This is a genomic window from Rhodococcus sp. 2G (assembly GCF_001886355.1).
In the GTDB taxonomy this organism is placed as follows: domain Bacteria; phylum Actinomycetota; class Actinomycetes; order Mycobacteriales; family Mycobacteriaceae; genus Rhodococcus; species Rhodococcus pyridinivorans.
The window spans coordinates 5,034,106-5,059,242 of sequence record NZ_CP018063.1 but is presented as its reverse complement, the minus strand read 5'-3'; the positions used below and the strand labels follow the sequence as shown (position 1 = coordinate 5,059,242).

26 protein-coding genes and 1 pseudogene are annotated in these 25,137 nt (G+C 67.3%); 15 read left to right on the top strand and 12 right to left on the bottom strand.

All coding sequences use genetic code 11. The features are described from left to right. Nucleotides 1-11 precede the first annotated feature (11 nt). The gene (locus BO226_RS24045) at nucleotides 12-605 is read right to left on the bottom strand and encodes a TetR/AcrR family transcriptional regulator (RefSeq protein WP_024102909.1); all 594 of its coding nucleotides are present in this window, start codon (nucleotides 603-605) and stop codon (nucleotides 12-14) included. A gap of 52 nt (nucleotides 606-657) precedes the next feature. Between BO226_RS24045 and BO226_RS24040 the strand changes: the two genes are divergently transcribed. Then, nucleotides 658-1,365, top strand: a complete 708-nt coding sequence (locus tag BO226_RS24040) for a hypothetical protein (RefSeq protein ID WP_071936241.1) — start codon at nucleotides 658-660, stop codon at nucleotides 1,363-1,365. 2 nt (nucleotides 1,366-1,367) lie between these two features. On the opposite strand, the gene BO226_RS24035 is transcribed toward BO226_RS24040, so the two are convergent. Beyond that, on the bottom strand, nucleotides 1,368-2,585 hold the full coding sequence (locus BO226_RS24035) for an acetyl-CoA C-acetyltransferase (RefSeq protein ID WP_006550414.1): 1,218 nt from the start codon (nucleotides 2,583-2,585) through the stop codon (nucleotides 1,368-1,370). A 124-nt stretch (nucleotides 2,586-2,709) separates the two neighbouring features. Here BO226_RS24035 and echA20 point away from each other — a divergent pair, with 124 nt between their 5' ends. The 4 genes from echA20 to BO226_RS24015 are packed head-to-tail and all read left to right on the top strand — an operon-like array spanning nucleotide 2,710 to nucleotide 6,211. Then, complete coding sequence (gene echA20 / locus BO226_RS24030; protein ID WP_071936240.1) at nucleotides 2,710-3,471, top strand: (7aS)-7a-methyl-1,5-dioxo-2,3,5,6,7,7a-hexahydro-1H-indene-carboxyl-CoA hydrolase; 762 nt, start codon at nucleotides 2,710-2,712, stop codon at nucleotides 3,469-3,471. A gap of 30 nt (nucleotides 3,472-3,501) precedes the next feature. Then, nucleotides 3,502-4,380 (top strand): CoA transferase subunit A, encoded by an 879-nt coding sequence (locus tag BO226_RS24025; RefSeq protein ID WP_024102906.1) that lies wholly within the window; start codon nucleotides 3,502-3,504, stop codon nucleotides 4,378-4,380. Next, the gene (gene ipdB / locus BO226_RS24020; RefSeq protein ID WP_024102905.1) at nucleotides 4,377-5,135 is read left to right on the top strand and encodes a cholesterol ring-cleaving hydrolase subunit IpdB; all 759 of its coding nucleotides are present in this window, start codon (nucleotides 4,377-4,379) and stop codon (nucleotides 5,133-5,135) included. The genes BO226_RS24025 and ipdB overlap by 4 nt, the downstream gene beginning before the upstream one ends. After that, on the top strand, nucleotides 5,132-6,211 hold the full coding sequence (locus BO226_RS24015) for an NAD(P)H-dependent flavin oxidoreductase (protein ID WP_071936239.1): 1,080 nt from the start codon (nucleotides 5,132-5,134) through the stop codon (nucleotides 6,209-6,211). Before ipdB ends, BO226_RS24015 begins: the two co-directional genes overlap by 4 nt. A 240-nt stretch (nucleotides 6,212-6,451) precedes the next feature. Here BO226_RS24015 and BO226_RS24010 read toward each other — a convergent pair whose 3' ends face one another. Together BO226_RS24010 and BO226_RS24005 are read right to left on the bottom strand one after the other, a co-directional pair. Next, entirely contained in the window at nucleotides 6,452-7,150 is a 699-nt protein-coding gene (locus BO226_RS24010; protein ID WP_071936238.1) for an ABC transporter ATP-binding protein, read from the bottom strand. A 29-nt stretch (nucleotides 7,151-7,179) separates the two neighbouring features. After that, nucleotides 7,180-8,247, bottom strand: coding sequence for an ABC transporter permease (locus BO226_RS24005; protein WP_071936237.1), 1,068 nt, complete (start codon nucleotides 8,245-8,247; stop codon nucleotides 7,180-7,182). A 126-nt stretch (nucleotides 8,248-8,373) separates the two neighbouring features. Between BO226_RS24005 and BO226_RS24000 the strand changes: the two genes are divergently transcribed. Then, on the top strand, nucleotides 8,374-9,588 hold the full coding sequence (locus BO226_RS24000; RefSeq protein ID WP_071936236.1) for a sensor histidine kinase: 1,215 nt from the start codon (nucleotides 8,374-8,376) through the stop codon (nucleotides 9,586-9,588). Next, a complete protein-coding gene (locus BO226_RS23995; RefSeq protein ID WP_071936235.1) occupies nucleotides 9,585-10,211 on the top strand; it encodes a response regulator in 627 nt (208 codons plus the stop codon). Before BO226_RS24000 ends, BO226_RS23995 begins: the two co-directional genes overlap by 4 nt. A gap of 27 nt (nucleotides 10,212-10,238) precedes the next feature. Here BO226_RS23995 and BO226_RS28260 read toward each other — a convergent pair. The 8 genes and pseudogenes from BO226_RS28260 to BO226_RS23960 all read right to left on the bottom strand — a co-directional run. Next, a pseudogene (locus BO226_RS28260) lies at nucleotides 10,239-10,601 on the bottom strand (crotonase/enoyl-CoA hydratase family protein); the annotation flags it as partial. A 15-nt stretch (nucleotides 10,602-10,616) separates the two neighbouring features. Further along, nucleotides 10,617-10,799, bottom strand: a complete 183-nt coding sequence (locus BO226_RS23990; RefSeq protein WP_198040591.1) for a YbdD/YjiX family protein — start codon at nucleotides 10,797-10,799, stop codon at nucleotides 10,617-10,619. Next, nucleotides 10,796-13,114, bottom strand: coding sequence for a carbon starvation CstA family protein (locus BO226_RS23985; protein ID WP_024102900.1), 2,319 nt, complete (start codon nucleotides 13,112-13,114; stop codon nucleotides 10,796-10,798). Before BO226_RS23985 ends, BO226_RS23990 begins: the two co-directional genes overlap by 4 nt. A 118-nt stretch (nucleotides 13,115-13,232) precedes the next feature. Continuing rightward, nucleotides 13,233-13,502, bottom strand: a complete 270-nt coding sequence (locus BO226_RS23980) for a DUF2277 domain-containing protein (RefSeq protein WP_006550426.1) — start codon at nucleotides 13,500-13,502, stop codon at nucleotides 13,233-13,235. Between the two features lie 124 nt (nucleotides 13,503-13,626). Then, on the bottom strand, nucleotides 13,627-14,775 hold the full coding sequence (locus BO226_RS23975; RefSeq protein ID WP_033096893.1) for an acetyl-CoA C-acetyltransferase: 1,149 nt from the start codon (nucleotides 14,773-14,775) through the stop codon (nucleotides 13,627-13,629). A gap of 9 nt (nucleotides 14,776-14,784) precedes the next feature. Continuing rightward, complete coding sequence (locus BO226_RS23970; protein WP_006550428.1) at nucleotides 14,785-15,396, bottom strand: TetR/AcrR family transcriptional regulator; 612 nt, start codon at nucleotides 15,394-15,396, stop codon at nucleotides 14,785-14,787. 34 nt (nucleotides 15,397-15,430) lie between these two features. Further along, a complete protein-coding gene (locus BO226_RS23965; protein ID WP_006550429.1) occupies nucleotides 15,431-16,246 on the bottom strand; it encodes an SDR family oxidoreductase in 816 nt (271 codons plus the stop codon). Beyond that, a complete protein-coding gene (locus tag BO226_RS23960; protein WP_033096895.1) occupies nucleotides 16,243-17,451 on the bottom strand; it encodes an acyl-CoA dehydrogenase family protein in 1,209 nt (402 codons plus the stop codon). Before BO226_RS23960 ends, BO226_RS23965 begins: the two co-directional genes overlap by 4 nt. Nucleotides 17,452-17,495: 44 nt before the next feature. Between BO226_RS23960 and BO226_RS23955 the strand changes: the two genes are divergently transcribed. The 8 genes from BO226_RS23955 (at nucleotide 17,496) to BO226_RS23920 (ending at nucleotide 25,124) form a co-directional block, all read left to right on the top strand. Next, on the top strand, nucleotides 17,496-19,043 hold the full coding sequence (locus BO226_RS23955) for a FadD3 family acyl-CoA ligase (RefSeq protein ID WP_071936234.1): 1,548 nt from the start codon (nucleotides 17,496-17,498) through the stop codon (nucleotides 19,041-19,043). Further along, nucleotides 19,040-19,909 carry an enoyl-CoA hydratase gene (locus tag BO226_RS23950; protein WP_019290144.1) on the top strand — a complete coding sequence of 290 codons (870 nt, stop codon included), beginning with the start codon at nucleotides 19,040-19,042 and terminating at the stop codon, nucleotides 19,907-19,909. The genes BO226_RS23955 and BO226_RS23950 overlap by 4 nt, the downstream gene beginning before the upstream one ends. Further along, nucleotides 19,909-21,069: an acyl-CoA dehydrogenase family protein gene (locus tag BO226_RS23945; RefSeq protein ID WP_071936233.1), complete on the top strand. Its 1,161-nt coding sequence runs from the start codon at nucleotides 19,909-19,911 to the stop codon at nucleotides 21,067-21,069. Before BO226_RS23950 ends, BO226_RS23945 begins: the two co-directional genes overlap by 1 nt. Next, complete coding sequence (locus BO226_RS23940; RefSeq protein WP_064061674.1) at nucleotides 21,066-22,037, top strand: acyl-CoA dehydrogenase family protein; 972 nt, start codon at nucleotides 21,066-21,068, stop codon at nucleotides 22,035-22,037. Before BO226_RS23945 ends, BO226_RS23940 begins: the two co-directional genes overlap by 4 nt. Then, on the top strand, nucleotides 22,034-23,083 hold the full coding sequence (locus BO226_RS23935; RefSeq protein ID WP_064256775.1) for an acyl-CoA dehydrogenase family protein: 1,050 nt from the start codon (nucleotides 22,034-22,036) through the stop codon (nucleotides 23,081-23,083). Before BO226_RS23940 ends, BO226_RS23935 begins: the two co-directional genes overlap by 4 nt. A gap of 38 nt (nucleotides 23,084-23,121) precedes the next feature. Next, a complete protein-coding gene (locus tag BO226_RS23930; protein WP_024102893.1) occupies nucleotides 23,122-23,346 on the top strand; it encodes a hypothetical protein in 225 nt (74 codons plus the stop codon). Nucleotides 23,347-23,440: 94 nt separating this feature from the next. After that, nucleotides 23,441-24,316: an aldo/keto reductase gene (locus BO226_RS23925; protein ID WP_024102892.1), complete on the top strand. Its 876-nt coding sequence runs from the start codon at nucleotides 23,441-23,443 to the stop codon at nucleotides 24,314-24,316. Nucleotides 24,317-24,386: 70 nt separating this feature from the next. Continuing rightward, the gene (locus BO226_RS23920; RefSeq protein WP_071936232.1) at nucleotides 24,387-25,124 is read left to right on the top strand and encodes an acetoacetate decarboxylase family protein; all 738 of its coding nucleotides are present in this window, start codon (nucleotides 24,387-24,389) and stop codon (nucleotides 25,122-25,124) included. Nucleotides 25,125-25,137 lie beyond the last annotated feature (13 nt).

The following is a 25,137-nucleotide window of genomic DNA, read 5'->3' as shown; positions in this document are numbered from 1 at the left end:
GATCTGCACATCTACGGCCGGAGCAGGCGCTGCAGGGCGTCGCGGAGCGTTTCCTGTTCGAGCACGGGGTCGAAGGACGTCTCGGCGGCGACGACGCCGAGGTAGCCGTCGAGCAAAGCCTGTAGCCAGGTGACGAGCCGATCCGCGGGCAGGTCGGTCCGGATCTCTCCGGCCTGCTGCGCGAGCCGCACCCAGGGAAGCAATCCGTCGCGCAGCGCGCGGGCGTCGCGGTCGAGAGCAGCCGCGATCTCCGGCCGGGTCATCACAGCCCCGACCGCTCGGACGAAGCCGGCCGTACGGGGATCCGACGCATCCTCTGCTGCCCGAACGGCGTATTCGTCGAGTACACGGGTGGCGTCGGTTCGCCCGCTCTGCGCCTCGAACCACGCCACGCTTTCGGCTGTGCCCAGTTCGAGAACGGCCACCATCAGCGACAGTTTCGTGGGGAAGTAGTGGAAGAAGGTTCCGGACCCGATGCGGGCCTCGCGGCAGATCGCGGCCGTGGTCGTGCCGTCGTAGCCGTGTCGGGCGAAGCAGGTCAGAGCTGCGTCGATGATCCCGAGGCGGCGCGCCTCGTGCCGGACCGGATCGACCGTACGTGCCATGTCCCCGGCTCCCTGGATGCCATTGATGGAGTGTCCGCTCTATTATTACTGTATGCCGAAGACTCCGGAGCGCTGGCTGCTCACCTGGGAGAGCGCCGAGCACGCCGTGGAAATCGACGATGCCGGGCTGGGCCGCAGGATCACCTGGACGATCGACGGCGAGGAGATCGCCACGAAGAAGACCTCCGACGACAAGGTCGTCCTCGACGGGCACGAACGCGGCGCGATCGCCGTCAGGCTCCCCACCTTCATCGGACCGGCCCGACGAGTCACCTGGTGGGACGGCGACACCGAACTCGGTGCGGCAGCAGCCGCCCTCACCGGCATCGGCGGGGTCGACCTCGACCCCGAGCCCGGATCCAAGGCGGCTGTTCGCGAGGAATGGATCCGGGCGCACCCCCGGAAATACGCCGCCCAGCGCACGGCGGTCGCCGTAGCCGGGGTCGCCGTGCCGCTGATCGCGCTCTGGCTGCTCGCACAGATCCCGATCCCCGAAATCGATTGGCCCGACTGGGATACCAACATTCCCTGGCCGGACATTCCGTGGCCCGACATTCCGTGGCCGACCATCTCCCTGCCGGAATTCTCCCTGTTCGACTTCACCGTGCCCGAGTGGGTGAAGGCCGTCGCAGACAAGGCGAAGTACGTCTGGCCGGTCGTGCTCGCGGCCGTCCTCGCGAACCGGGAGGTCGCGCGCCGCCGGCGCCAGGACGAGCGCAAGCGGCAGACCGACGACCCCCCGACCGACTCGGAGGACTGAGCTCAGCTGAGGCGTTCGAGCACCATCGCCATGCCCTGACCCCCACCGACGCACATCGTCTCGACGCCGAACTGCTTGTCGTGGGTCTGCAGGTTGTTGATGAGTGTCGCGGTGATGCGGGCACCGGTCATCCCGAAGGGGTGACCGAGCGCGATCGCACCGCCCGAGACGTTGAGCTTGTCCTCGTCGATCTTCAGCTCACGCGCCGAACCGAGCACCTGCACGGCGAACGCCTCGTTGATCTCGAACAGGTCGATGTCGTCGATGCCCATGTTCGCGTTGGCGAGAGCCTTGCGGGTCGCGTCGATCGGTCCGAGACCCATGATCTCCGGCGACAAGCCCGAGACACCGGTGGAGACGATGCGCGCGAGCGGGGTCAGTCCGAGTTCCTTCGCCTTCGTGTCGGACATGATCACCAGAGCGGCCGCACCGTCGTTGAGCGGGCACGCGTTGCCGGCGGTCACCGTGCCGTCCGGGCGGAAGACCGGCTTGAGCTGACTGACGGCCTCGTAGTTGGTGCCCGGACGCGGACCGTCGTCGGTGCTGACGACCGTGCCGTCGGCGAGGGTCACCGGAGTGATCTCCCGCTCGAAGAAGCCGCTCTTGATGGCTTCCTCGGCGCGGTTGTGCGAGCGCACGCCCCAGCGGTCCTGGTCCTCGCGCGAGATGCCGGTGTGGGACGCGACGTTCTCGGCGGTCTGTCCCATCGCGACGTAGACGTCGGGGAGCAGACCCTCGGTGCGCGGGTCGGTCCACGGCACTCCGCCTTCGGCGAGCTTGGCGGTACGCGCTTGGGCGTCGTCGAACAGCGGGTTCTTGGTGTCGGGCAGACCGTCGGCGTTGCCGGTCACGAAGCTCGACACCGATTCGACGCCGGCGGAGACGAACACGTCGCCCTCGCCGGCCTTGATGGCGTGCAGCGCCATGCGGGTGGTCTGCAGCGACGACGAGCAGTACCGGTTGACGGTCACGCCGGGAAGGAAGTCGTAGCCGAGTTGCACCGCGACCACGCGGGCGATGTTGAAGCCGGACTGTCCGGCGGGCTGGCCGCAGCCGAGCATGAGGTCGTCGATCTCGGTGGGATCGAGATCGGGGACCTTCGCGAGCGCTGCGGCGACCATCTGGGTCGCCAGGTCGTCCGGGCGGATCGACGCGAGCGAGCCCTTGCGTGCTCGCCCGATCGGCGACCGTACTGCGGACACGATTACTGCTTCGGGCATCTTCTCTCCTCGATGATCGGTCGTACCTCGACCCTACGGCCCTTCGACCCTCTGGGTCCGGCGGCTATCCTGTGCTAACTTACCAAGCAATCGCTTGGTTTGGTACAGACGTTAGGAACATGCCATGGGCATCACCTCGACCTCCGACAGCGCCGGTATCACCACGGTCACCGTCGACTTCCCGCCCGTGAACGCTCTCCCCTCACAGGCCTGGTTCGACCTGGCCGAGGCCGTGACCACGGCCGGGCGCAGTCTCGACACCCACGCGGTGATCCTGCGCGCCGAGGGCAGAGGCTTCAACGCGGGTGTGGACATCAAGGAAATGCAGGCCACCGAAGGGTTCGACGCCCTGATCGCCGCCAACCACGGGTGTGCCGCGGCATTCGCCGCCGTCTACGACTGCGAGGTACCGGTCATCGTCGCCGTCAACGGCTTCTGCGTCGGAGGCGGTATCGGCCTCGTCGGCAACGCGGACGTCATCGTCGCCTCCGACGACGCCGTCTTCGGCCTGCCCGAGGTCGACCGCGGTGCACTGGGCGCCGCAACGCATCTCGCGCGCCTCGTCCCCCAGCACATGATGCGCACCCTCTACTACACGGCGCAGAACGTCACCGCGCAGCAGCTCGAGCACTTCGGCTCGGTGTACAAGGTCGTGCCGCGCAGCGAACTCGACGCCGCCGCACGCGAGGTCGCCGAGAGGATCGCTGCGAAGGACACCCGCGTCATCCGCCGCGCGAAGGAAGCCATCAACCGCATCGACCCCGTCGACGTGAAGACGAGCTACCGCCTCGAGCAGGGCTTCACCTTCGAGCTGAATCTCGCCGGCATCGCCGACGAGCACCGCGACGAGTTCGTCGCAACAGGAAAGCCGCGCAGCAACAGCTGACGCCTCACACCACCAGGAGTTCGGAACACCATGCGTGACAAGAGAATGTCGCTCGACGACGTGGTCGGCGAGCTGCGCAGCGGAATGACCATCGGCCTCGGCGGCTGGGGATCGCGCCGCAAGCCCATGGCCCTCGTGCGGGCCATCCTCCGTTCGGACGTGAAAGATCTGACCGTCGTCACCTACGGCGGTCCCGATCTGGGCCTGCTGTGTTCGGCGGGCAAGGTGAAGAAGGCGTACTACGGATTCGTCTCGCTCGACTCGGCACCGTTCTACGACCCGTGGTTCTCCAAGGCCCGCACGGGCGGCGAGATCATCGCCCGTGAGATGGACGAGGGCATGATCAAGTGCGGCCTGGAAGCCGCCGCCGCGCGCCTGCCGTTCCTGCCCCTCCGCGCGGGCCTGGGTTCGGCCGTGGTCGACTTCTGGGAGGGTGAACTGAAGACCGTCACCTCGCCGTATCCCGGACCGGACGGCACCGAGACCCTCATCGCCATGCCGGCGCTGAACCTCGACGCCTCGTTCGTGCACCTCAACATCGGCGACAAGCACGGCAACTCCGGTTACCAGGGCGTGGACCCCTACTTCGACGACCTCTACTGCATGGCCGCCGAACGTCGCTACGTCTCCGTCGAGAAGATCGTCGAGACCGAGCAGCTCGTGAAAGAGGTTCCGCTGCAGCAGCTCCTGCTCAACCGCATGATGGTCGACGGGATCGTCGAAGCACCGAACGGGGCGCACTTCACCCTCGCGGGCGACAGCTACGGCCGCGACGAGAAGTTCCAGCGCCACTACGCCGAGTCCGCCAAGGACCCCGAGGCATGGCAGGCATTCGTCGACCGCTTCCTCTCGGGCAGCGAGGACGACTACCAGGCCGCAGTCCAGAAGTTCGCACAGGAGCAGGCATGACCACCACCGAGACCGTGACCCGCGCCGAGTACTGCGCGATCGCATGCGCCGACATCTTCTCGGGTGCCGGCGAGATCATGGCGAGCCCGATGGCGACACTGCCGCAGATCGGTGCACGCCTGGCCAAGCTCACCACCGAGCCCGACCTGCTGATCACCGACGGTGAAGCACTCATCCTCGCCGACGTCCCGGCCCTCGGCGCGAAGGCACCGATCGAAGGCTGGATGCCGTTCCGCAAGGTGTTCGACGTCGTCGCGTCGGGTCGCCGTCACGTCGTGATGGGCGCCAACCAGATCGACCGGTACGGCAACCAGAACCTGTCGGCCTTCGGTCCGCTCCAGCAGCCGACACGCCAGATGTTCGGTGTGCGCGGCGCTCCCGGCAACACGATCAACCACGCGACCAGCTACTGGGTCGGCAAGCACTCCTCGCGCGTCTTCGTCGACACGGTCGATATCGTCTCGGGTGTCGGATACGACAAGGTCGATCCCGAGAACCCGGCGTACCGCTTCCTGGACATCGCGCGGGTCGTCACCAACCTCGGTGTCTTCGACTTCGGCGGTCCCGACCACACCTTCCGGGCGCTCTCGTTGCACCCGGGTGTCGAGGCGTCCACCGTCGCGGAGAACACCTCCTTCGAGGTCGCCGGCCTGGACGAGGCGGGCGTGACCCGCGAGCCGACCTTCGAGGAACTGCGTCTGATCCGCGAGGTGATCGACCCCAAGGGTCTGCGCGACCGCGAGGTCTCGCTGTGACCGTCCTGCGCACCGCCCTGACCGACCTGGTGGGGATCGAGCACCCGATCGTTCAGACGGGCATGGGCTGGGTCTCCGGTCCCCGCCTGACCGCCGCGACGTCGAACGCCGGTGGTCTCGGCATCCTCGCCTCGGCGACGATGACCTACGCCGAACTCGAAGCGGCGGTCGCGAAGACCAAGTCGCTGACCGACAAGCCGTTCGGCGTCAACATCCGCGCCGACGCCTCGGACGCCGGTGAGCGCATCGACCTGCTGATCCGCGAGAAGGTCAAGGTCGCGTCGTTCGCCCTCGCACCGAAGAAGGAGCTGATCGCCAAGCTCAAGGATCACGGCATCGTCGTCGTGCCGTCGATCGGTGCTGCCAAGCACGCCGTGAAGGTCGCCTCGTGGGGCGCCGACGCGGTGATCGTGCAGGGCGGCGAGGGCGGTGGCCACACCGGTCCCGTCGCGACAACCCTGCTGCTGCCGAGCGTCCTCGACGCCGTCGACATTCCCGTCGTCGCCGCCGGTGGCTTCTTCGACGGTCGTGGGCTCGCGGCCGCGCTGTCCTACGGCGCGGCCGGCATCGCGATGGGCACTCGGTTCCTGCTCACGAGCGACAGTGCTGTTCCCGATTCGGTGAAGCAGCAGTACCTTTCGCGGGGACTGCAGGACACCACGGTGTCACTCAAGGTCGACGGCATGCCGCACCGGGTCCTGAACACCGACCTGGTGAACAGCCTCGAGAAGTCCACCTACGCGAAGGGACTGCTCGCGGCCGCGCGGAACGCGACGAAGTTCAAGTCGATGACGGGCATGAAGTGGTCGACCATCGTCAAGGACGGCCTAGCCATGAAGAAGGCGAGCGACCGCACCTGGCAGCAGATCATCATGGCCGCCAACACCCCCATGCTCCTCAAGGCCGGTCTCGTGGAAGGCAACACCGAAGCCGGTGTGCTCGCCTCGGGCCAGGTCGTCGGCATGCTCGACGACCTGCCGAGCTGCCAGGAACTGATCGACCGCATCGTCGCCGAGGCAGTCGAGCGCATCGACGCCCTCTCCGCCCTGCGCGATCAGGGGCGTCCCGCCGCCTGATTCCGATTCCCAGCAGATCGAGACCGGTGTTGTTGTCGAGTTTCCGCGAGAAATCGACAACAACACCGGTCTCGATCGGTTCCGACGTGCGCAGACTCCGCCGCGCGTCGCCGGACACAGGCGCTGGGTCGTTCACGATGCCTCCCGCGGTCCGGAAAATCGACCCCACTCCGCCGAAGCCCAAGCCATGGCCCGGTCAGGAAGATTCCCGATACCGCGTGACAACAGTTCGCCGCTGTTTCAGTGAATTGCGCTCGGCACGGAGCCAGGCAGGGGTATCAGTGTCCCGTTGCGCACGGCACAGGCGCGGTCGACGAGAGTCAGCCGGCTCAGGTCGTGAGTGACCATCACGATCGCCACATCCCGATCCCGGCTCAGATCGGCGAGCAGGGCCACGACCTCGCGGCTGCGGTTCTCGTCGAGGGCCGAGGTGGGCTCGTCGACGAGCAACACCGAGGGGTCGTTCATCAGTCCTCGCGCGATCGCAACCCGTTGCCGTTGCCCTCCCGACAGTTGGTGGGGACGCCGGTCCAGGTGCCCGTCGAGACCCAATGAACACAACAGGTCCGTGGCACGGGCACGACTCTCGCGGACCGAGTCGCCCGCGAGATGGGACATCATCTGCAGTTGTTCGACTGCGGTCAACGAGGGCAGCAGGTTCGACTGCTGGAACACGAATCCGAGCTTCTCGCGTCGCACGGTCGTGCGCTCGTCACGGTCCAGTCCCGTCATGTCGCTGCCGTCGATAACGACACGACCCGAATCGGGGGTGATGAGAAGGCCGGCGACAGCGAGCAGGCTCGATTTGCCGGACCCGGACGGACCGGTCACAGCCACGAATTCGCCGCGTCGGACCTCGAAATCCACGTCGTCGAGGACGCGTCGATGCCCGTCACCGTCGGGATAGCTGAGGACGATGTTGTGTAAGCAGATACTCATGTCGAAGTCCTTCGTTCTCGGTAGATGACTCATCGAGCGGCTGCAAGGGCAGCGAGCGGGTCGACCTTGGCGATACGGACCAGGGAAGCAGCCGCGCCGATCATGCCCGTCGCAACGAGGGCGAGGAACGGAACCACGGTGGTGGACATCGTGAGCGAGAACGGAACCAACCGCGAGGCTGCCGTTCCGAGACCGGCTGCGGCCAGGGTTCCAAGTCCGGATCCGAGTACCAGCACGATCGAGCTCTGCCCGAGTGCGTCCTGGAGCAGATAGCGGGTGGAGGCACCGACAGCCTTGAGCACAGCGAGGTCCTGGCCGCGCTGGATGGTCCATACCGTGAAGAAGGCCCCGACGACCAAGGCGCTGACGATCATCAGCATCGTCTGCATCAACAGCAGCGATCCACGCTCGGAGGTGTACGACCCGATCGCGTTCAGCGCACCGCGGCCGTCGGTGACGGCCGTCCCGGTCGCCTCACCGACAGAATCGGCGTCGAACCCTGCGGAGGTCCGCAATGCAACGACGGTGCCGTCACTGCCACCGGCCGACGGCAGTGACATCCATGCGTCGTGGTCCATCCAGACCACGGGCTGATGACTGTAGAACGAGTCGTCGACCAGAGCGGTGATGGTGAATACCTTTCCGCTCATCGAAATCCGGGTTCCGTTCGTCCATCCGTTGTCATTGGCGAGGTCGGCGTCCACGGCTACCGAGCCGGCACCGAGCACGACCGGAGCGGCGAAAGAATGCCCGTCGACGCCGAACGCAGAAGCGGCAACTTCTCGACCGTCGACGCTGATCCGAGCGGGTGCCACCCCGATGATCGACGCAGCATCGACACCGTCGGCCTTTGCAAGTTCCGCATACTGCCGCGTCGTCACGGTCGACTCGGCGAACGAGACCGAGCGGCCATCGGGGGGAGCACCGAATGCGAAGTGGTCGGCGCCGATGTTCTCGATCGCAGCGATAGACCGATTACCCAGTCCGGAGGTCAGCCCCGACAGCGTGACCACCATCAGCGAAATGAGGAACAGGGCCGAGGTCATCAGCGTGAAGCGACCTTTGGCGAACCGGAGATCACGGAAAGCGAGGAACATGCATCTCAGCGTCGTGCAAGGCAACATTCCCGGCATCGCGCATTGGTTGGGTTCGCTGATCCATCGAAAGTTGGAGATCGTCGATCGGTGCGGTCGACGGCATAGTGCGGTATTAGAGTGGGCGAAATGCGGAATTCCGATGGGTCTGACTCGGGCGGGGCCGTGCCGGTGCTACGCGCCATGCAATTCGGCGCCCATCTGCTGTTCTTCCTGCTCCTCGCGGTGGGTGTCGTGCGCACGGTTACCGACAGTGCTCATCCCGTTCCGATCGTCGCGCTCGCTGTCGTGGTAGCGGGGTGGTATCTCTTCGGGATCTGGTTCGCGCAGCGTGAGGGCTTCGAGAACGGGGAGCCGGTACAGCGCCGATCGGGGCAGATCTGGTTCGCGGCGCTCGGGCTGGGCTGGCTGGCTCTCGTGGTGGCGGATGTCAACTTCGTCTGGTTAGCGTTCGCCCTGTTTTTCTTGTGCTTTCCCCTGTTCTCCACTCCGGTCGCGTTGACGGTGACGATCATGCTGACCGCGATAGCGATCGCAGCGACGCTGTGGCACGGCACCACGAACACGGTTGCCTCGATTCTCGGACCGGTGTTCGGGGCGGCAGCTGCCGCCGGAATGGCCGTCGTCTATCAACAGTTGGTGCGGCAGTCCGCGCAGCGACAGCAGTTGGTGGACGAACTCACCGAGGCGCACCGAGAGTTGCTCGGGGCGCAGGACGAATTGGTCGCGCTGCAACGGGAAGCGGGCGCACTGACCGAACGTTCCCGCCTCGCGCGTGACATCCACGACACTCTGGCGCAAGGATTTTCGTCCATTCTGCTGCTCTCTCGAGCCGGGCAGCGCGCTCCCGACAATTCCGCGGCGATCTTCGCGCAGATCGCGGACACCGCGCAGCAGAATCTGATCGAGGCCCGCCGGGTGGTCGACGCGCTCGCGCCGGTTGCGCTCGAGTCCGCACCGCTCGAATCCGCGTTGCGGCGCCTGCTCGACCAACTCGAACAGCAGACCGGGATCACCGGTGACCTGCTCACCGACAGCGATCCGATCCCGCTGGTGACGGACTGCGACGTCGCCTTGCTCCGCGTCGCCCAGAGTGCTCTCGCCAACGTGCGGTTGCATTCGCGGGCGCGTCGGGTACGGGTGACATTGAGCTACGCATCCGACGAAGTACGGCTCGATATCGTCGACGACGGTATCGGCTTCGATCAACGTCAGGACGGTGGATTCGGCTTACGGTCGATGAGGGAACGACTGGCCGAACTGGGTGGCACACTCGTCGTGGAATCGGCACCCGGAGACGGAACCGCGGTCGCCGCAACCCTTCCGATCGGGCGGGTCGCATGAGTGCGGTACGTGTACTGCTCGTCGACGATCACCCGGTGGTACGGGCGGGACTACGCGCGTTGCTGGCGTCGCACGATGACATCATGGTGGTGGCCGAAGCATCGTCGGGTGAGGAAGCCGTGGCTTCGGCGGCGGCCGCGAAACCCGATGTGGTGCTCATGGATCTGCGTCTGGGATCGGGGATCGACGGGGCGCAGGCGACCGCCCGGATCCTGACTGCGGCCGATCCGCCGAGGGTCGTCGTACTCACCACCTACGACACGGACGCGGACATTCTGCGCGCGGTCGAAGCCGGTGCGGCGGGCTACCTCCTCAAGGACACCGACCCGAAAGTGCTGATCGAATCGGTGTTCGCGGCGGCCCGTGGGGAGACCGTCCTGGACCCGGACGTGGCCCAGCGCCTTTACCGCCGCATGCAGCAGCCCCGCACCGACCTCAGCGCCCGCGAAATCGAAGTGCTGTCGCTGGTCGCCGAAGGGTTGTCCAATCGCGCGATCGCCAAACAGCTCTTCGTCAGCGAGGCAACCGTGAAATCCCATCTGGTGCACGCTTTCACCAAATTGGACGTGGACAATCGCACCGCCGCAGTGGTCGCGGCGCGCGAGCGGGGCCTGATCGCGTGATCGGTGTCGAGGATCGGGCCAGGAGAACGAACCGTGCCTGCCCTCCCCGGACGCGAACCGCGCTGCCCCTCCGACCGTGTCGCTTCCAACGGACTCCATACCGAGGGCGAATACGAATCCGAGCGCCTCGGATTCGGAGCGGCCGAACTGTTCGTAGACCGAGCGGCGGTCGTTGCGCATGCAGGTCTGTGGGAAGACTGTGACAGTTCGAGTCCACCGGCAACCGCGTAGCCTTCCACCGCCGCGATCACCGGTTTGGAGAGCACGAGGCGCGTCGGCCGGTTCGGCGGCCATCGGACCGTCGACCGCGTTCCGGCGCTCGGGACGGGCCATGATCACAGTCGTTACCCGATCGCGCGTCTCGACGCGGATCGATTCGTACGGCGTCATGCCCGACCTCCCCGCTCAACAGCATCGGCTTCCCGGGTTCGCATCCGCTGCAGCGTGCCGCTCACGCCAGTAGTCGCGTTCGCTCTGCGGTGGTCGATCCGGATGCTGCCGGCGGTGCAGTTCGACGTACCTCGCGTAGTCGTGGTCGCCCATGACGGCACCGATCCACCACCACGCCCGACGCAGTGCTGTGATCACGACCCACCTCCGTCCCCGTCGCGATGCCGCGAGGCATGGGTGTGTGCGGCGCCCGGGGCGCGGACCTTGCCCGATGCGATCAGTTCGTCCCACTCCTTCTGCAGTTCCCTCTCGGCCGGGGTCGGCACGAAGCCCGCGGGCGCGAATATCTTCGACGGCACGTCGGGTGTTTCGGTGGTGGGCATACCTCCGGCCCGGACCGATCTGGTACACACCACTACTCCTGCGGCGACCACGATGAGCACGAGCACTGCGAACACGATCGACAACGTGCCCTGGATGAATGTGTTGCGGATGACGGCATCGATCTCGTCGGCAGTCTTCGCCGAACCGAATGTGGTTGCGCCGGAGTTCTTCGCGTCGACGAAAGCTCGGTGCTGGGCCCAGTACCCCACCGCGCGGTCGCCGGAGAAGATCTTCTGCCACGACGCCGTCATGGTCACGATCAGATCCCACACCAACGGCACGCCGGGGATCCACGCCCACTTCACCAGTCCCTTCTTCACGACGACGGTGAGCACGACGGTCAGGGCGATCGCGGCGAGCAACTGGTTGGCGATGCCGAACAGTGGGAAGAGCGTGTTGATGCCGCCCAGCGGGTCGGTGACGCCCATCAGCAGGATCGCACCCCACAGGCCGACGACGACCGCGGAGCACAACCAGGCGCCGGGACGCCAGGACGGATCCTTGAAGCGACGAGCGGGACCGCCGAAGTTGCCGAGCGAGTCCGAAAGCATGAACCGCGCGACACGCGTTCCCGCGTCGACGGTGGTGAGGATGAACAGCGCCTCGAACATGATCGCGAAGTGGTACCAGAACGATTTGAGGCTGTCGCCGCCGAACAGGTCGCTGAGCACCTGGGACATGCCGAACGCGAGCGTCGGGGCACCACCGGTACGGGAGATGATCGACTCCTCCCCGACGGATTCGGCTGCCGCCGAGATCTGTTCGGGGGTGATGTCGGGCGACCCCAGCCCGAGACCGTTGACGTAGGCGGCGGCGGTCTCCGGGGTGCCGCCGGTGAGGGCGGCCGGAGCGTTGAGCGTGAAGTACAGGTGCTGATCGATGATGCAGGCGGTGACCAGCGCCATGATCGCGACGAACGACTCGGTGAGCATGCCGCCGTAGCCGATCAGCCGGATCTGTTTCTCCTTCTCGAGCAGTTTCGGGGTGGTGCCCGAGGAGATGAGCGCGTGGAATCCAGACAGTGCGCCACATGCGATGGTGATGAACAGGAACGGGAACAGCGACCCCGCGAAGGCCGGGCCGTCACCGTCGATGGCGAACGACGTGATGTCGGGCATCTCCAGGTTCGGTCGTGCGACGAGGATCCCGATCGCGAGCAGGACGATCGTGCCGACCTTCATGAAGGTCGACAGATAGTCGCGCGGGGCGAGCAGCAACCACACCGGCAGCACCGACGCCGCGAATCCGTAGGCGATCATCAGCCACGAAATCGTCACCGGGGACAGGGTGAACCAGTTCGTTCCCCAGTCGGTCTCGGCGACCCAGCCACCCGCGATGATCGCGACGAGCAGCAGAACGACGCCGATCAGCGACACCTCCGCGACCCTGCCGGGTCGCAGGTAGCGCAGATAGACGCCCATGAACAGTGCGATGGGAATGGTCATCGCGATGGAGAACAGGCCCCACGGGCTGTCGGCGAGCGCGTTCACGACCACCAATGCCAGCACCGCGATCAGGATGATCATGATGACGAAGACCGCGATCAGGGCCGCGACGCCGCCGATCGGTCCGAGTTCCTCGCGGGCCATCTGGCCGAGGCTGCGTCCGCGGCGGCGCGAGGAGATCCACAGGACGAGGAAGTCCTGGACCGCACCGGCGAAGACGACGCCGACGATGATCCAGATCGTGCCGGGCAGATAACCCATCTGGGCGGCGAGCACCGGGCCGACGAGCGGGCCCGCGCCGGCAATGGCGGCGAAGTGGTGGCCGAACAACACCCGACGGTCCGTCGGCATGTAGTCCTTGCCGTTCTCGAGTTCCTCGGCAGGTGTCGCACGGTCGTCGCGTGGCTGCACGATCTTGCGTTCGATGAACTTCGCGTAGAAGCGATAGGCGACGAGATAGGTGCACACGGCGGCGATGACGAACCAGACCGCGTTGATCTCCTCGCCGCGGACCAGCGCGATGATCGACCAGGCGACCGCCCCCAGAATCGCGAGCACGAGAAAGACGATCCTCGCGGTGGGTGATATCGGTGTCCGGTCGACGACACCGACCGGTGGAAGATCGGGGTCGGTCCGGAGATATTCCACCTCGCTGCTGGTCGGCGGCGCCGGGTCCACAGCCATATCGGCTCCTCACCAGGCTCGCCCGCAGACCCGCGGAGGTCGCGACGGGCCTCGAACGTGCTCGAATCTCGACCAGCGTCACGCTACCCGCGCGCGTCGACGAACGAACCGGAATCGATCAGCCGCGTGCGGCGATCCTGGCTTGCACCTCGGGCCGACGTAGCGGCGGCACCGACGGCGGTGGTTGCCGCCGCTCGGGAAGGGCCGCGAGCAATCTCGTCGTCGTCGCGGTCACTTCGGCGACGGCCTGTTCGAACGGCTCCCGGGTGGCGTCGGAGAGTTTGTGGATCCCGCTGACCTTACGGACGTACTGCCGTGCGGCCGCTTCGATCTCCTCGGCGGTCGCAGCCGGCTCGAGCCCCCGCAGCTCCGTGATGTTCCGGCACATGCTTCGAGGGTAGACGTCACCTCCGGACCGGACCATACGTTCGCTTCCGCGCGCCCGCTGTCCGTCCGCTGCGGCGATCGCAGCAGCGGATGACGAACGGGCGCGCGGATGTGAAGGGGGTGGGTCAGACGCGTTCGATGATGGTCGCGTTGGCGGTCCCGCCACCCTCGCAGATGGTGAGCAGGCCGTAGCGACCACCGGTGCGCTCGAGCTCGTTGAGCAGCGTCGCCATCAGCTTGGTGCCGGTCGCGCCGAGCGGGTGGCCGAGGGCGATCGCGCCGCCGTTGACGTTGACCTTCGACGGGTCGGCGCCGATCTCCTTGATCCACGCCAGGACGACGGGCGCGAAGGCCTCGTTGATCTCGATGAGGTCGATGTCGTCGATCGTCAGGCCGGCCTTCTCGAGGGCGTACTGCGTGGCGGGGATCGGGGCGGTGAGCATGAAGATCGGGTCGTCGCCGCGGGCGCTGAGGTGGTGGATGCGCGCGCGGGGCTTCAGGCCGTACTTCTTCACGGCCTCATCGGAGGCGAGCAGCACCGCGGATGCGCCGTCGGAGATCTGGCTGGCGACGGCGGCGGTCAGGCGTCCGCCCTCGACGAGGGTCTGCAGCGACGCCATCTTCTCGAGGCTGGTCTCGCGCGGGCCTTCGTCGACGGTGGCGTCACCGAAGGGGACGATCTCGTTCTCGAAGCGTCCCTCGGCGATGGCGGCCTTGGCGCGCTCGTGGCTTTGCAGCGCCCACTTCTCGAGTTCCTCGCGGCTGAGGTCCCACTTCTCGGCGATCATCTCGGCACCCTTGAACTGCGACACCTCGTCGCTGCCGTAGCGCTCCGTCCAGCCCTTCGACCCACCGAAGGGGGTGTCGAAGCCGTACTGCTGCCCGACGATCATGGCCGCGGAGATCGGGATCTGCGTCATGTTCTGCACGCCACCGGCGACGATGAGATCCGCGGTGTCGCTGAGGATCGCCTGGGCGCCGAAGTGCAGGGCCTGCTGGCTCGACCCGCACTGACGGTCGACGGTCACGCCGGGCACGTGCTGCGGGTAGCCGGCGGCCAGCCACGCGGTGCGGGCGATGTTGCCGGCCTGGCCGCCGATGGCGTCGACGCAACCGAACACCACGTCGTCGACGTCGGCGGGGTCGATGCCCGTGCGCTCGACGAGCGCCTTGATCACGTGCGCGCCCAGGTCGGCCGGGTGCACGTCCGCGAGCCCACCCTTCTTCTTGCCGATGGGGGTGCGCACCGCGTCGACGATGTAGGCCTCGGTCATGATGTCTCCTTACGAAGAATTCTGGTTCGACAGTCCGTCGAGAACGATGGAAAGATATTGCTGGGCAACCTGATCGATACTGAGGGAGCCTCCGGGCCGGTACCAGCGCACGGCCACCCACACGGTGTCGCGCAGGAACCGGAAGACCAGTTCGACGTCGACGTCGGGCCGGAACGAACCGTCCGCGACGCCGCGTTCGATCACGCCCACCCACAGGTCGCGGAACTCGGTGTTGAGTTCGCCGATGTAGGCGAAGCGGTCGCCCTCGAGATGCTTGGCCTCACCCTGGTAGATCGCCACCGCGGCGTGCGACCGGTCGATCGCCTCGTAGGAGGTGGTGACGAGTGCCGCGAGGGTTTTGCGGGACGGCAGACCCGACGCGACGATCTTGCGGTACCGGTCGAACAGGTCGTCGAGGAAGGCCCGCAGGATCTCGTCCACCATCGACTCCTTGGAATCGAAGTGGTGGTAGAGGCTGCCGGAGAGGATTCCCGCCGCGTCGGCGATGTCGCGCACGGTCGTGGCCCGCACACCGCGCGACGCGAACAGGTCGGCTGCGATGTCGAGCAGTTCCGCGCGGCGTCCGGACTTGCTGGAGGTGTCGTCGCGTGAGGGAGTCATGACGGACATCCTTTCAAGCCGACCGAGAGCGGGTTCATGCGCGCTGGGAGGAGACCGACACGACCTCGCCGGTCAGATAGGTCGTGTAGTCGCTCGCGAGCATCGCGATGGTCGCCGCGACCTCCCAGACCTCGGCGGCGCGGCCGTAGGCCTCACCGGCGGCGAGGTTGTCGAGCAGTTCCTCGCTGGTGACCTTCGCGAGGAAGGGGTGTCGGGCGATGGACGGGGCGACGGCGTTGATGCGCACGCCGTATTCGGCGGCCTCGATCGCGGAGCAGCGGGTCAGGGCCATGACGCCGGCCTTCGCCGCCGCGTAGTGCGCCTGCGAGTGCTGGGCGCGCCAGCCGAGTACCGACGCGTTGTTGACGAGCACGCCGTTGTGGTCGACCGAGCGGAAGTAGCGCAGTGCCGCGCGGGTCGCGCGGAAGGTGCTGGTGAGGGTGATGTCGAGGACGCGATCCCATTCCTCGTCGGTCATCTCGACGACGGGCGTCTCGCCACCGAGTCCAGCGTTGTTGACGAGCACGTCGATGCGCCCTAGCCGGTCGGCGGCGCCGGTGATGAGGGCGTCGACCTGTTCGGTGGACGACACGTCGCACACGATCGTCGCGACCTGCTGTTCGGGGAACTCGGCCGCGAGCTTCTCCGCGGACTCGCCGAGCCGGCGCTCGTGGAAGTCGGAGACGAGCACGTCGGCGCCCTCGAGCAGCGCGCGACGCGCGGTGGCGAATCCGATGCCGGTACCGGCGGCGGCGGTGACCACGACCTTCTTGTCGCGGAGCAGTCCGTGGCCGGGGGTCTCGACCGGCGGGGTCGCGAGCGGGGATGCGGGACGGGGTGTTGCGGTCACGGACGTGCCTCCCGGGGAAGGCCGAGCACGCGCTCGGCGATGATGTTGCGCTGGATCTCGTTGGATCCGCCGTAGATGGTGTCGGCGCGGGTGAACAGGAACAGCCGCTGCCATTCCGCGAGCTCGAGATGTTCGGGATCGGTGATGTCGGAGGGGTTTCCGGCATGGTCGTGATCGGGGCCGACGAGCGATGACGATCCCTGCACGTCCATGGCGAGTTGCCCCAGGTCGCGATGCCAGTTCGCCCACAGCAGTTTCGCGACCGAGGCCTGACCCGGGTCGGCGTCGCCGAGGGTGCGCAGGGCGTGGGCACGCATGACCCGCAGTTCGATCCGCGCGCGGGCGATGCGTTCGCGGAGGTGCGGATCGTCGATCGCACCGTTGCTCTCGGCGACGGAGACGATGCCGTCGAGTTCGCGGGCGAAGCCGATCTGCTGCCCGAGGGTGGAGACGCCGCGTTCGAAGGTGAGCAGACCCATCGCGACCTTCCACCCGTCGCCGGGGGCACCGACGACGAGGTCGGCGTCGGTGACGGCGTCGTCGAAGAAGACCTCGTTGAACTCGGAGGTGCCCGTGAGCTGCTGAATGGGCCGCACCGTGACGCCGGGCTGGTCGAGGGGCACGAGCAGGAAGCTCAAGCCGTGATGGCGGGTCGAACCGGGTTCCGTCCGCGCGACGACGAAGGCCCATTGTGCGACGTGTGCGAGCGACGTCCAGACCTTCTGACCGTTGATCACCCACTTGTCGCCCTCGAGGCGGGCGGTGGTGGAGACGTTGGCGAGGTCGGAGCCGGCTCCCGGTTCCGAGTAGCCCTGCGCCCACAGTTCGGTGACGTTACGGATCCCGGGTAGGAAGCGCTGCTTCTGTTCCTCGGTCCCGAACGCGATGAGGGTGGGGCCGAGCAGTTCCTCACCGAGGTGGTTGACGCGCGCGGGCGCGTTCGCCTTCGCGTACTCCTCGTGGAAGATCACGCGCTGATCCATGCTCGCGCCGCGCCCGCCGTACTCGGTGGGCCAGCCGATGCAGGTCCATCCGGCAGCGGCCAGATGCCGGTCCCACGCGAGTCGCTGTTCGAAGAACTCGTGTTCGCTTCCGGGTCCGCCCTTGCCTCTGAGCTCGGCGAATTCGCCGGTCAGGTTGTCTTCGAGCCACTGTCGGACGGTGGCTGCGAACTCCGCATTTTCCTGGCTCTCGCTCTCGTGCACATCCGTACGATAACCTACCAAGCAATTGCTAGGTAGGGAGCTCTGTGAACACACGACCGAGAACCACTCCGGCCGCACTCGTACGTGCCGCCGACACCTGGCCGGACCTGCTCGCGATCGCCGATGGCGACACCCGGCTGACCTTCGCACAACTGCGCGACCACGTCCGCGATGTCGCCGCGGCGCTCGTCTCCCGCGGCGTCGAACGCGGTGCGCGCGTCGTCATCTGGTCACCCAACACGTTCCACTGGGTGATCGCTGCCCTGGGTACACATTGGGCCGGCGGGGTCGTCGTACCCCTCAACACCCGCTACACCGGAAGCGAGGCCGCCGACGTCGTCGAGCGCGTCCGCCCCGAGGCCCTCGTCGTGGTCGGCGAGTTCCTCGGCAGCGACCGGTACACCGAACTGAGCAAGGCGGCGCCGGAACTGTCGATCCCGACGACCGTGCGGGTCCCGCTGGGCGGGAACGACGCGCCGATCGACGGGGTCGTCGAGTGGGCGGACTTCCTGTCCTCCGCCACCGACGCCGCCCGCACCGAGGCCGACGCGCGCGCCGCGGCCGTGACCCCCGACGACGTCTCCGACATCCTGTTCACCTCGGGCACGACCGGCCGCAGCAAGGGCGTGCTCAGCGCCCACCGTCAGTGCATCGATGTCGCGCAGGCGTGGGCTGAGTGCGCCGAACTGACGATCGACGACAACTACCTGATCATCAACCCGTTCTTCCACAGCTTCGGGTACAAGGCCGGTTTCGTCGCTGCACTGCTCGAGGGCTCCACCGTCATCCCCCTCGCGACCTTCGACGTGGAGAAGGTCATGGCGATGGTCGCGGCCGAGCGCATCAGCGTGCTCCCGGGTGCTCCGACGATCTACCAGTCCATCCTCGACCACCCGCGTCGCGGCGAGTACGACCTGAGCAACCTGCGCATCGCCGTCACCGGCGCCGCACCCGTGCCCGTCTCCCTCGTCGAGCGCATGCAGAACGAACTGAGCTTCGACGCGGTGCTCACCGCCTACGGGCAGACCGAGGCGGTCGTCGCGACGATGTGCCGCACCGACGACGATCCCGTCACCGTCTCCACCTCGTCCGGACGCGCCACCGCGGAGTTCGAGGTGCGCATCGGCGACAAGGGCGAGATCCTGCTGCGCGGTCCGAACGTCATGCTCGGTTATCTCGACGACCCCGAGGCCACCGCCAAGACCGTCGACGAGGACGGATGGCTGCACACCGGCGATGTCGGGACCCTCGACGAGCGCGGTTATCTCGACATCACCGACCGCCTCAAGGACATGTACATCAGCGGCGGATTCAACGTCTATCCGGCGGAGGTCGAAGCGGCACTGCTGCGCCTGCCGGGAGTCCACGAGGTCGCGGTGATCGGTGTCCCCGACGAGCGCATGGGTGAGGTCGGCCGGGCGTTCGTGGTCCCACTGGACGGACATCCGCTCACCGAGGACGACGTGATCGCGTATGCCCGAGAGAAACTCGCCAACTTCAAAGCGCCGCGATCGGTTCGGTTCGTCGATGCGCTACCCCGAAACCCGTCCGGCAAGGTACTGAAGAACGTTCTGCGTGAGGAGAAGTCATGACCGTCCCGTTCGAGCCCGATGTCGTCACCTACGAGGTGCGCGACGGCGTCGCGATCGTCACTCTCAACCGACCCGATTACCGCAACGCCCAGAACTCGGTCATGACCTACGCGCTCGACGCCGCCTTCGAGAGGGCCGTCGAGGACGACGAGGTCAAGGTGATCGTGCTGGCCGGCAACGGCAAGCACTTCTCCGCCGGCCACGATCTGGGCACCCCGGGCCGCGACCACCACGTCCACTACGACAACAAGGCCGTGATGTGGTGGGACCACGTCGACAAGCCCGGCGGCGACCAGCGCTACGCCCGTGAGATGGAGGTCTACCTGGGGATGTGCCGCCGCTGGCGCGAGATCCCCAAGCCCACCATCGCGTCGGTGCAGGGCGCCTGCATCGCCGGCGGTCTCATGCTGGCGTGGGTGTGCGACCTGATCGTCGCGTCCGAGGATGCCTTCTTCTCCGATCCCGTAGTCCGCATGGGCATCCCGGGTGTCGAGTACTTCGCGCACCCGTGGATCCTCGGAACGCGCTTCGCGAAGGAGATCCTCTACACCGGTGACCGTTTCAGTGCCCAGCGCGCCTACGAGGTGGGCATGGTCAGCCGCGTCGTGCCGCGTGAGGAGCTCGAGAACGAGACGCTCGCCCTCGCCGCCCGCATCGCGGAGATGCCGCGCTTCGGTCTCGCGCTCACCAAGCGCGCCGTCAACCAGTGCGAGGACCAGATGGGCATGCGCAACGGCATGGACTCGGTGTTCGGCCTGCACCACTTCGCGCACGCGCACAACGCCGAGGTCGGCGCCGACTCGCTCGGCGGCATGAACGCCAAGTCGATGGCCGCGAGCGCTCGTCCGGTGGAAGGAGCGAAGTAGTGGATCTGCAGCTCGACGACGCCACCCTCGCGTTCCGCGACGAGGTACGCGCCTTCCTCGCCGAGAACGTCCCCACGACGCCGCTCGAGTCGATGGACACGGCCGAGGGCTTCGAGGAACACCGGCAGTGGGAACGGACCCTCGCCGATGCACGCCTGTCGGTCGTCTCCTGGCCCGAGGAACTCGGCGGCCGCGACGCGACCCTCGAGCAGTGGGTCGTGTTCGAGGAGGAGTACTACCGCGCCGGTGCGCCCGGCCGGGTGAGCCAGAACGGCATCTTCCTGCTCGCCCCCACCCTGTTCGAGCATGCCCACCCCGAACAGCTCGCCCGCATCATGCCGCGCATGGCCCGGGCCGACGACATCTGGGCCCAGGCCTGGTCGGAACCCGAGTCCGGCTCCGACCTCGCGTCGCTGCGCTCGACCGCCACGAAAGTCGACGGCGGCTGGCTGCTCAACGGCCAGAAGACCTGGAGCTCGCGGGCGTCCTATGCCGACATGGGTTTCGGCCTGTTTCGCTCCGACCCGGAGGCCCAGCGGCACAAGGGCATCACCTACTTCATGTTCGACGTGCGGGCCGAGGGCGTCACCGTGCGACCGATCCCGCAGCTCGACGGTGAGCCGGGCTTCGCAGAGATCTTCCTCGAGGACGTCTTCGTCCCTGACGACCCGGAGCGTCCCGGTGAGTCCGGTGTGATCGGTGCGGTGAACGAAGGATGGCGGGTCGCGATGAGCACCGCCTCCAACGAGCGCGGTCTGTCGCTGCGTGCGCCGGGCCGATTCCTGGCGGCCACCGACCGGCTGCTGCGCGCCTACGGCGAGTCCGATCTCCACGGCGACACCGCGCTGCGCAACCGCGTCGCCGACGCGTGGATCGGGGCGCGCGCCTACGAGCTGTCGACCTGGGCGACCGTCACGCGCCTGACCGCGGGCGGACAGCTCGGCGCCGAATCGTCGATCAACAAGGTGTTCTGGTCCGAGTGGGACATCGCCGCGCATGAGACGGCGCTCGACCTGCAGGGTGCGGACGCCGAACTCGTCGACGGCTGGACCGACGGTTACCTGTTCTCGCTGTCGGGCCCGATCTACGCCGGTACCAACGAAATCCAGAAGAACGTCATTGCCGAGCGGCTGCTCGGCCTTCCGAGGGGTGATCGATGAGATTCGCACTCGACGAGTCCCATGAGGACTTCGCGTCCAGTATCGACGCCCTGCTCACCAAGTCGGATATGCCGCAGGTGATCCGTGCGTGGAACAGCGGCGACACGGCACCGGGTCTGCAGGTGTGGGAGCGACTGGCCGAGACCGGCGTCAACGGTCTGCTCGTTGCCGAGGAGCACGACGGCCTCGGGGCCGACGCGGTCGATCTCGTCGTCGCCGTCGAACAGCTCGGTCGCCACGCTGTGCCCGGTCCGGTGGTCGAAACCGTCGCGGTGGCACCGGTTCTGCTCGCCGCCGTGGCACCCGAGCGTCTCGGCCCGCTTGCCGCCGGATCGCTCGCCACCGTCGCGATGCTCCCCCACGCGCCGTACGCGGTCGACGCGCACGTCGCCGACCTCGCGCTGCACGTCGCCGACGGCACCGTCTCGATGGGCACCGCCGGGGACACGCGCGAGTCGGTCGACCGGTCGCGCACGCTTGCCTCGCTCACCGTCGGCGAGTCGCTCGGATCCACAGATACCGCTGCGGCTTTCGACATCGGTGTCCTCGCGTCTGCAGCTCAGCTCCAAGGCCTGGGCCGGACTCTGCTCGACACCACCGTCGAGTACGCGCAGCAGCGCAAGCAGTTCGGCCGCGCGATCGGCTCCTTCCAGGCGGTCAAGCACCATCTCGCCGAGGTGGCGGTCGCGCTGGAGATGGCACGTCCGCTGCTGCACGGTGCGGCCATCGCCGTCCGCGACGAGCTGTCCACTGCGTCCCGGGACGTCTCGGCGGCCAAGGTCGCGTGCGGCGACGCCGCCTATCTCGCCGCGCGCACGGCACTGCAGGTGCACGGCGCCATCGGCTACACCCAGGAATACGATCTGTCGCTGTGGATCACGAAGGTCCGCGCGCTCGTCACCGCGTGGGGCACCCCCGACGAGCACCGGGCACGCGTGGTCGCGGCACTCGAGAGCGAGGCGTCATGACGTTCGAGACGGAAGATCGTGCCGCACTGCGGGACTCGGTACGCACCCTGCTCGCCAAGCACTCCGATTCGGCTGCCGTCCGGCGGGCGATCACGACCGGCAGCGGGTACGACGACGAACTGTGGACGATGCTCGTCGAGCAGGTCGGGGTCGCAGCCCTCGCCGTCCCGGAGGAATACGACGGAGTGGGCGCCTCGTGGGTCGAGGCCCACGTGGTGCTCGAGGAACTCGGCCGCACGCTCACCCCGTCGCCGTTCCTGGGGTCGGCGGTGCTCGCGGCGCAGACCGTGCTGCTGTCCGGTGATGCCGACGCGGCGGCGCGTCTGCTCCCCGGCATCGCGGCCGGCGAGGTCGTCGCGGTGTGCTGGGCGTCGGCCACCGGCTGGCAGCGTCCCGGCGTGAGCGCCGAGGGCAACGTGCTGACCGGAACCGCGCACTACGTGCTGGGCGGCGACATCGCGTCCACCCTGCTCGTGCTCGCCGCCGACGGTGACACGGTCGGTCTGTTCGAGGTCGATCCGGAGACCGACGGGGTGTCGCGGCGCCGCGTGCCCACGATGGATCCCACGCGTTCCCTCGCGGAGGTGTCGTTCTCGGCGGTGACCGGTCGTCGCCTGTCATCGTCCGACGATCTCGTCGACCGGTTGCGGGCGTCCGCGGCGATCGCCCTGTCGGCCGAGCAGGTGGGTGCCGCGCAAGCGGTGCTCGACCTGACCGTCGACTACGCGAAGAACCGCAAGCAGTTCGGTCGCGCAATCGGGTCGTTCCAGGCGCTCAAGCACCGCATGGCCGACATGTACGCGCTCGTGGAGACGGCGCGATCGATGTCGTATGCGGCTGCGTTGTCGCAGGATCCGCAGGACGCGTACGCCGCGAAGATCTACTGTTCGGAAGCCCTCCAACAGGTCGCGTCGGAGGCCGTGCAGCTGCACGGCGGGATCGCGATCACCTGGGAGCACGACGCGCAGTTGTTCTTCAAGCGGGCGCACGGCAGCGCCCAGTTGTTCGGGCAACCGCGCGAGTACCTGAGCGCAATATCGGCCTGAGCAATATCGTCGGCGGCGATCCCTGCGAAAGATCGGTGATGCGCCTCCTCGATTCCTCGGTTCCACTCCCCGTGCGTCCCCGCCGCGTCCTCGTGGCGGGGACGTCGAGGAGTTCACCGCGCACCCACGGTGGGTACCGCGACCGCGTCCTCACCGCGCTCGCACAACGTCTCGATCTGCCGGTCGTGCGGCTGACGGGCCGACGGGAGGTCGATACGTGGGCGGCACTGCTCGCCTGCCGTCCCCCGGCGTCCGGCGGATGAACTCGACACCCGTCCTCGGAGCCCGCGGGCCGGAGAGCACCCGATCGTCCGGGATCACTCGCGCCAGCCGCGGCGGCTCGCTAACGTCGGAGAGATGACACCTCCCACGATCACGCTGAATTCCGGAACGACGATCCCGCAGCTGGGCCTGGGAGTCTGGCAGGCCACCAACGACGAGACCGAACACGCGGTCCGATACGCGATCGACGAGGCCGGTTACCGGCACATCGACACGGCCGCGGCCTACGGCAACGAGGAAGGCGTCGGCCGCGCACTCACCGCGTCGTCGGTGCCGCGCGAGGACATCTTCGTCACCACCAAGCTGTGGAACGCCGATCAGGGTTACGAGCCGGCACTGAAGGCATTCGACACGAGCCTGAAGAAGCTGGGCACCGAGTACGTCGACCTCTACCTGATCCACTGGCCGCTGCAGGACCGCGAACGGATCCTGCGCACCTGGGACGCCCTCGAGAAGATCGCCGAGTCCGGGCGCGCGAAGGCGGTCGGGGTGTGCAACTTCGAACCGCACCACCTGCAGTTGCTCGTCGATCGTGGCGGGTTGTTGCCTGCGGTGGATCAGGTGGAGTTGCATCCGCACCTGCCGCAGCAGGAGATCCGCCGGTTCGCGTCCGAGCACGGCATCGCCGTCGAGTCGTGGAGCCCGCTCGGTGGCACGAGCAACTCGGGGTGGGGTCCGAACTCGAAGCCGAACACCCTGCTCGTCGACCCGATCGTCACCCGCATCGCCGATCGTCACAGCAAGTCGGCCGCGCAGGTGCTGATCCGCTGGCATCTGCAGAACGGGCTGATCGTCATCCCGAAGTCGGTGCACGAGCAGCGCATCTCCCAGAACATCGACGTCTTCGACTTCGAACTCGACGAGCTCGACCTCAGCGAACTCGACACGCTCGACGACGGCACGCGGGTGGGCGCGCATCCCGACGAGATGAACATCGGCGCTCCTTCCTAGTCCCTCCCCCCCGGAACTGGAACGTGTTCTCATTGTCGGGGTACGCACGTCCGACTTCCGGAAGGCAGCGATGAGCGAGACGACGACGCATGTGGTGCTGGGCAAACCGGTCACGATGCCCGTGCAGGTCCGAACGGCCACGGCGTTCCTGGGGATGTTCTCGGTTCCCGTGCGCGCCGCGCAGGAACTCGTCGCCCGCACCGGGCTCGAGATCCTGCAGTACCGCCCGGGCCACGGGATCTGCACGCTCGTCTTCGTGGACTACGTCGACGGGGATCTCGGCCCGTACAACGAGTTCGGGGTGTGCTTCCTCGTCCGCAACCACCGCAACCGCGGCGACGGCATCGTCGGCGACTGGCGGAGCCTGGTCGGCGGGCAGGCCGGTGCGCTCATCCACCATCTGCCCGTCGACGGCGACTTCACTCTTGCGGCGGGACGCGGCATTTGGGGTTTCCCGAAGACCCTCGCCGACTTCGACGCCGACCACGACAGCAGCACCAAGCGCGGTTCGGTCTCCGCCGACGGAGTGCTGATCGCCGAACTGGCGGTGGCGCCCGGATTTCCGGTGCCGGGCAACGGCCTTGCAGCCTCGCTCGCCGCCTACTCGCACATCGACGACGTCACCCGTTGCACGACCTGGGAGATGAATCCGAGCGGCGTGCGCACCCGGCTCGGCGGCGCGACTCTGCGGTTGGGGACGCATCCGATCGCCGACGAACTGCGGTCGCTCGGTCTGCCGCGACGCGCACTGGCCTCGTCGTCGATCCCTGATCTGCGGATGACCTTCGGCGACGCGACCGTCGTCTGACGATCCTGAGGAC

What these genes read in the sequence shown, in the direction of transcription:
- BO226_RS24035 (WP_006550414.1), bottom strand. Translation starts at nt 2,585, where the DNA reads ATGCCCGAAGCAGTAATCGTGTCCGCAGTACGGTCGCCGATCGGGCGA.
- BO226_RS24010 (WP_071936238.1), bottom strand. Translation starts at nt 7,150, where the DNA reads ATGAGTATCTGCTTACACAACATCGTCCTCAGCTATCCCGACGGTGAC.
- BO226_RS24025 (WP_024102906.1), top strand. Translation starts at nt 3,502, where the DNA reads ATGCGTGACAAGAGAATGTCGCTCGACGACGTGGTCGGCGAGCTGCGC.
- BO226_RS23985 (WP_024102900.1), bottom strand. Translation starts at nt 13,114, where the DNA reads ATGGCTGTGGACCCGGCGCCGCCGACCAGCAGCGAGGTGGAATATCTC.
- BO226_RS23995 (WP_071936235.1), top strand. Translation starts at nt 9,585, where the DNA reads ATGAGTGCGGTACGTGTACTGCTCGTCGACGATCACCCGGTGGTACGG.
- BO226_RS24000 (WP_071936236.1), top strand. Translation starts at nt 8,374, where the DNA reads ATGCGGAATTCCGATGGGTCTGACTCGGGCGGGGCCGTGCCGGTGCTA.
- BO226_RS23975 (WP_033096893.1), bottom strand. Translation starts at nt 14,775, where the DNA reads ATGACCGAGGCCTACATCGTCGACGCGGTGCGCACCCCCATCGGCAAG.
- BO226_RS23930 (WP_024102893.1), top strand. Translation starts at nt 23,122, where the DNA reads ATGCGCCTCCTCGATTCCTCGGTTCCACTCCCCGTGCGTCCCCGCCGC.
- BO226_RS23970 (WP_006550428.1), bottom strand. Translation starts at nt 15,396, where the DNA reads ATGACTCCCTCACGCGACGACACCTCCAGCAAGTCCGGACGCCGCGCG.
- BO226_RS24005 (WP_071936237.1), bottom strand. Translation starts at nt 8,247, where the DNA reads ATGTTCCTCGCTTTCCGTGATCTCCGGTTCGCCAAAGGTCGCTTCACG.
- BO226_RS23980 (WP_006550426.1), bottom strand. Translation starts at nt 13,502, where the DNA reads ATGTGCCGGAACATCACGGAGCTGCGGGGGCTCGAGCCGGCTGCGACC.
- BO226_RS23940 (WP_064061674.1), top strand. Translation starts at nt 21,066, where the DNA reads ATGAGATTCGCACTCGACGAGTCCCATGAGGACTTCGCGTCCAGTATC.
- BO226_RS23920 (WP_071936232.1), top strand. Translation starts at nt 24,387, where the DNA reads ATGAGCGAGACGACGACGCATGTGGTGCTGGGCAAACCGGTCACGATG.
- echA20 (WP_071936240.1), top strand. Translation starts at nt 2,710, where the DNA reads ATGGGCATCACCTCGACCTCCGACAGCGCCGGTATCACCACGGTCACC.
- ipdB (WP_024102905.1), top strand. Translation starts at nt 4,377, where the DNA reads ATGACCACCACCGAGACCGTGACCCGCGCCGAGTACTGCGCGATCGCA.
- BO226_RS23950 (WP_019290144.1), top strand. Translation starts at nt 19,040, where the DNA reads ATGACCGTCCCGTTCGAGCCCGATGTCGTCACCTACGAGGTGCGCGAC.
- BO226_RS23935 (WP_064256775.1), top strand. Translation starts at nt 22,034, where the DNA reads ATGACGTTCGAGACGGAAGATCGTGCCGCACTGCGGGACTCGGTACGC.
- BO226_RS24040 (WP_071936241.1), top strand. Translation starts at nt 658, where the DNA reads ATGCCGAAGACTCCGGAGCGCTGGCTGCTCACCTGGGAGAGCGCCGAG.
- BO226_RS24045 (WP_024102909.1), bottom strand. Translation starts at nt 605, where the DNA reads ATGGCACGTACGGTCGATCCGGTCCGGCACGAGGCGCGCCGCCTCGGG.
- BO226_RS23925 (WP_024102892.1), top strand. Translation starts at nt 23,441, where the DNA reads ATGACACCTCCCACGATCACGCTGAATTCCGGAACGACGATCCCGCAG.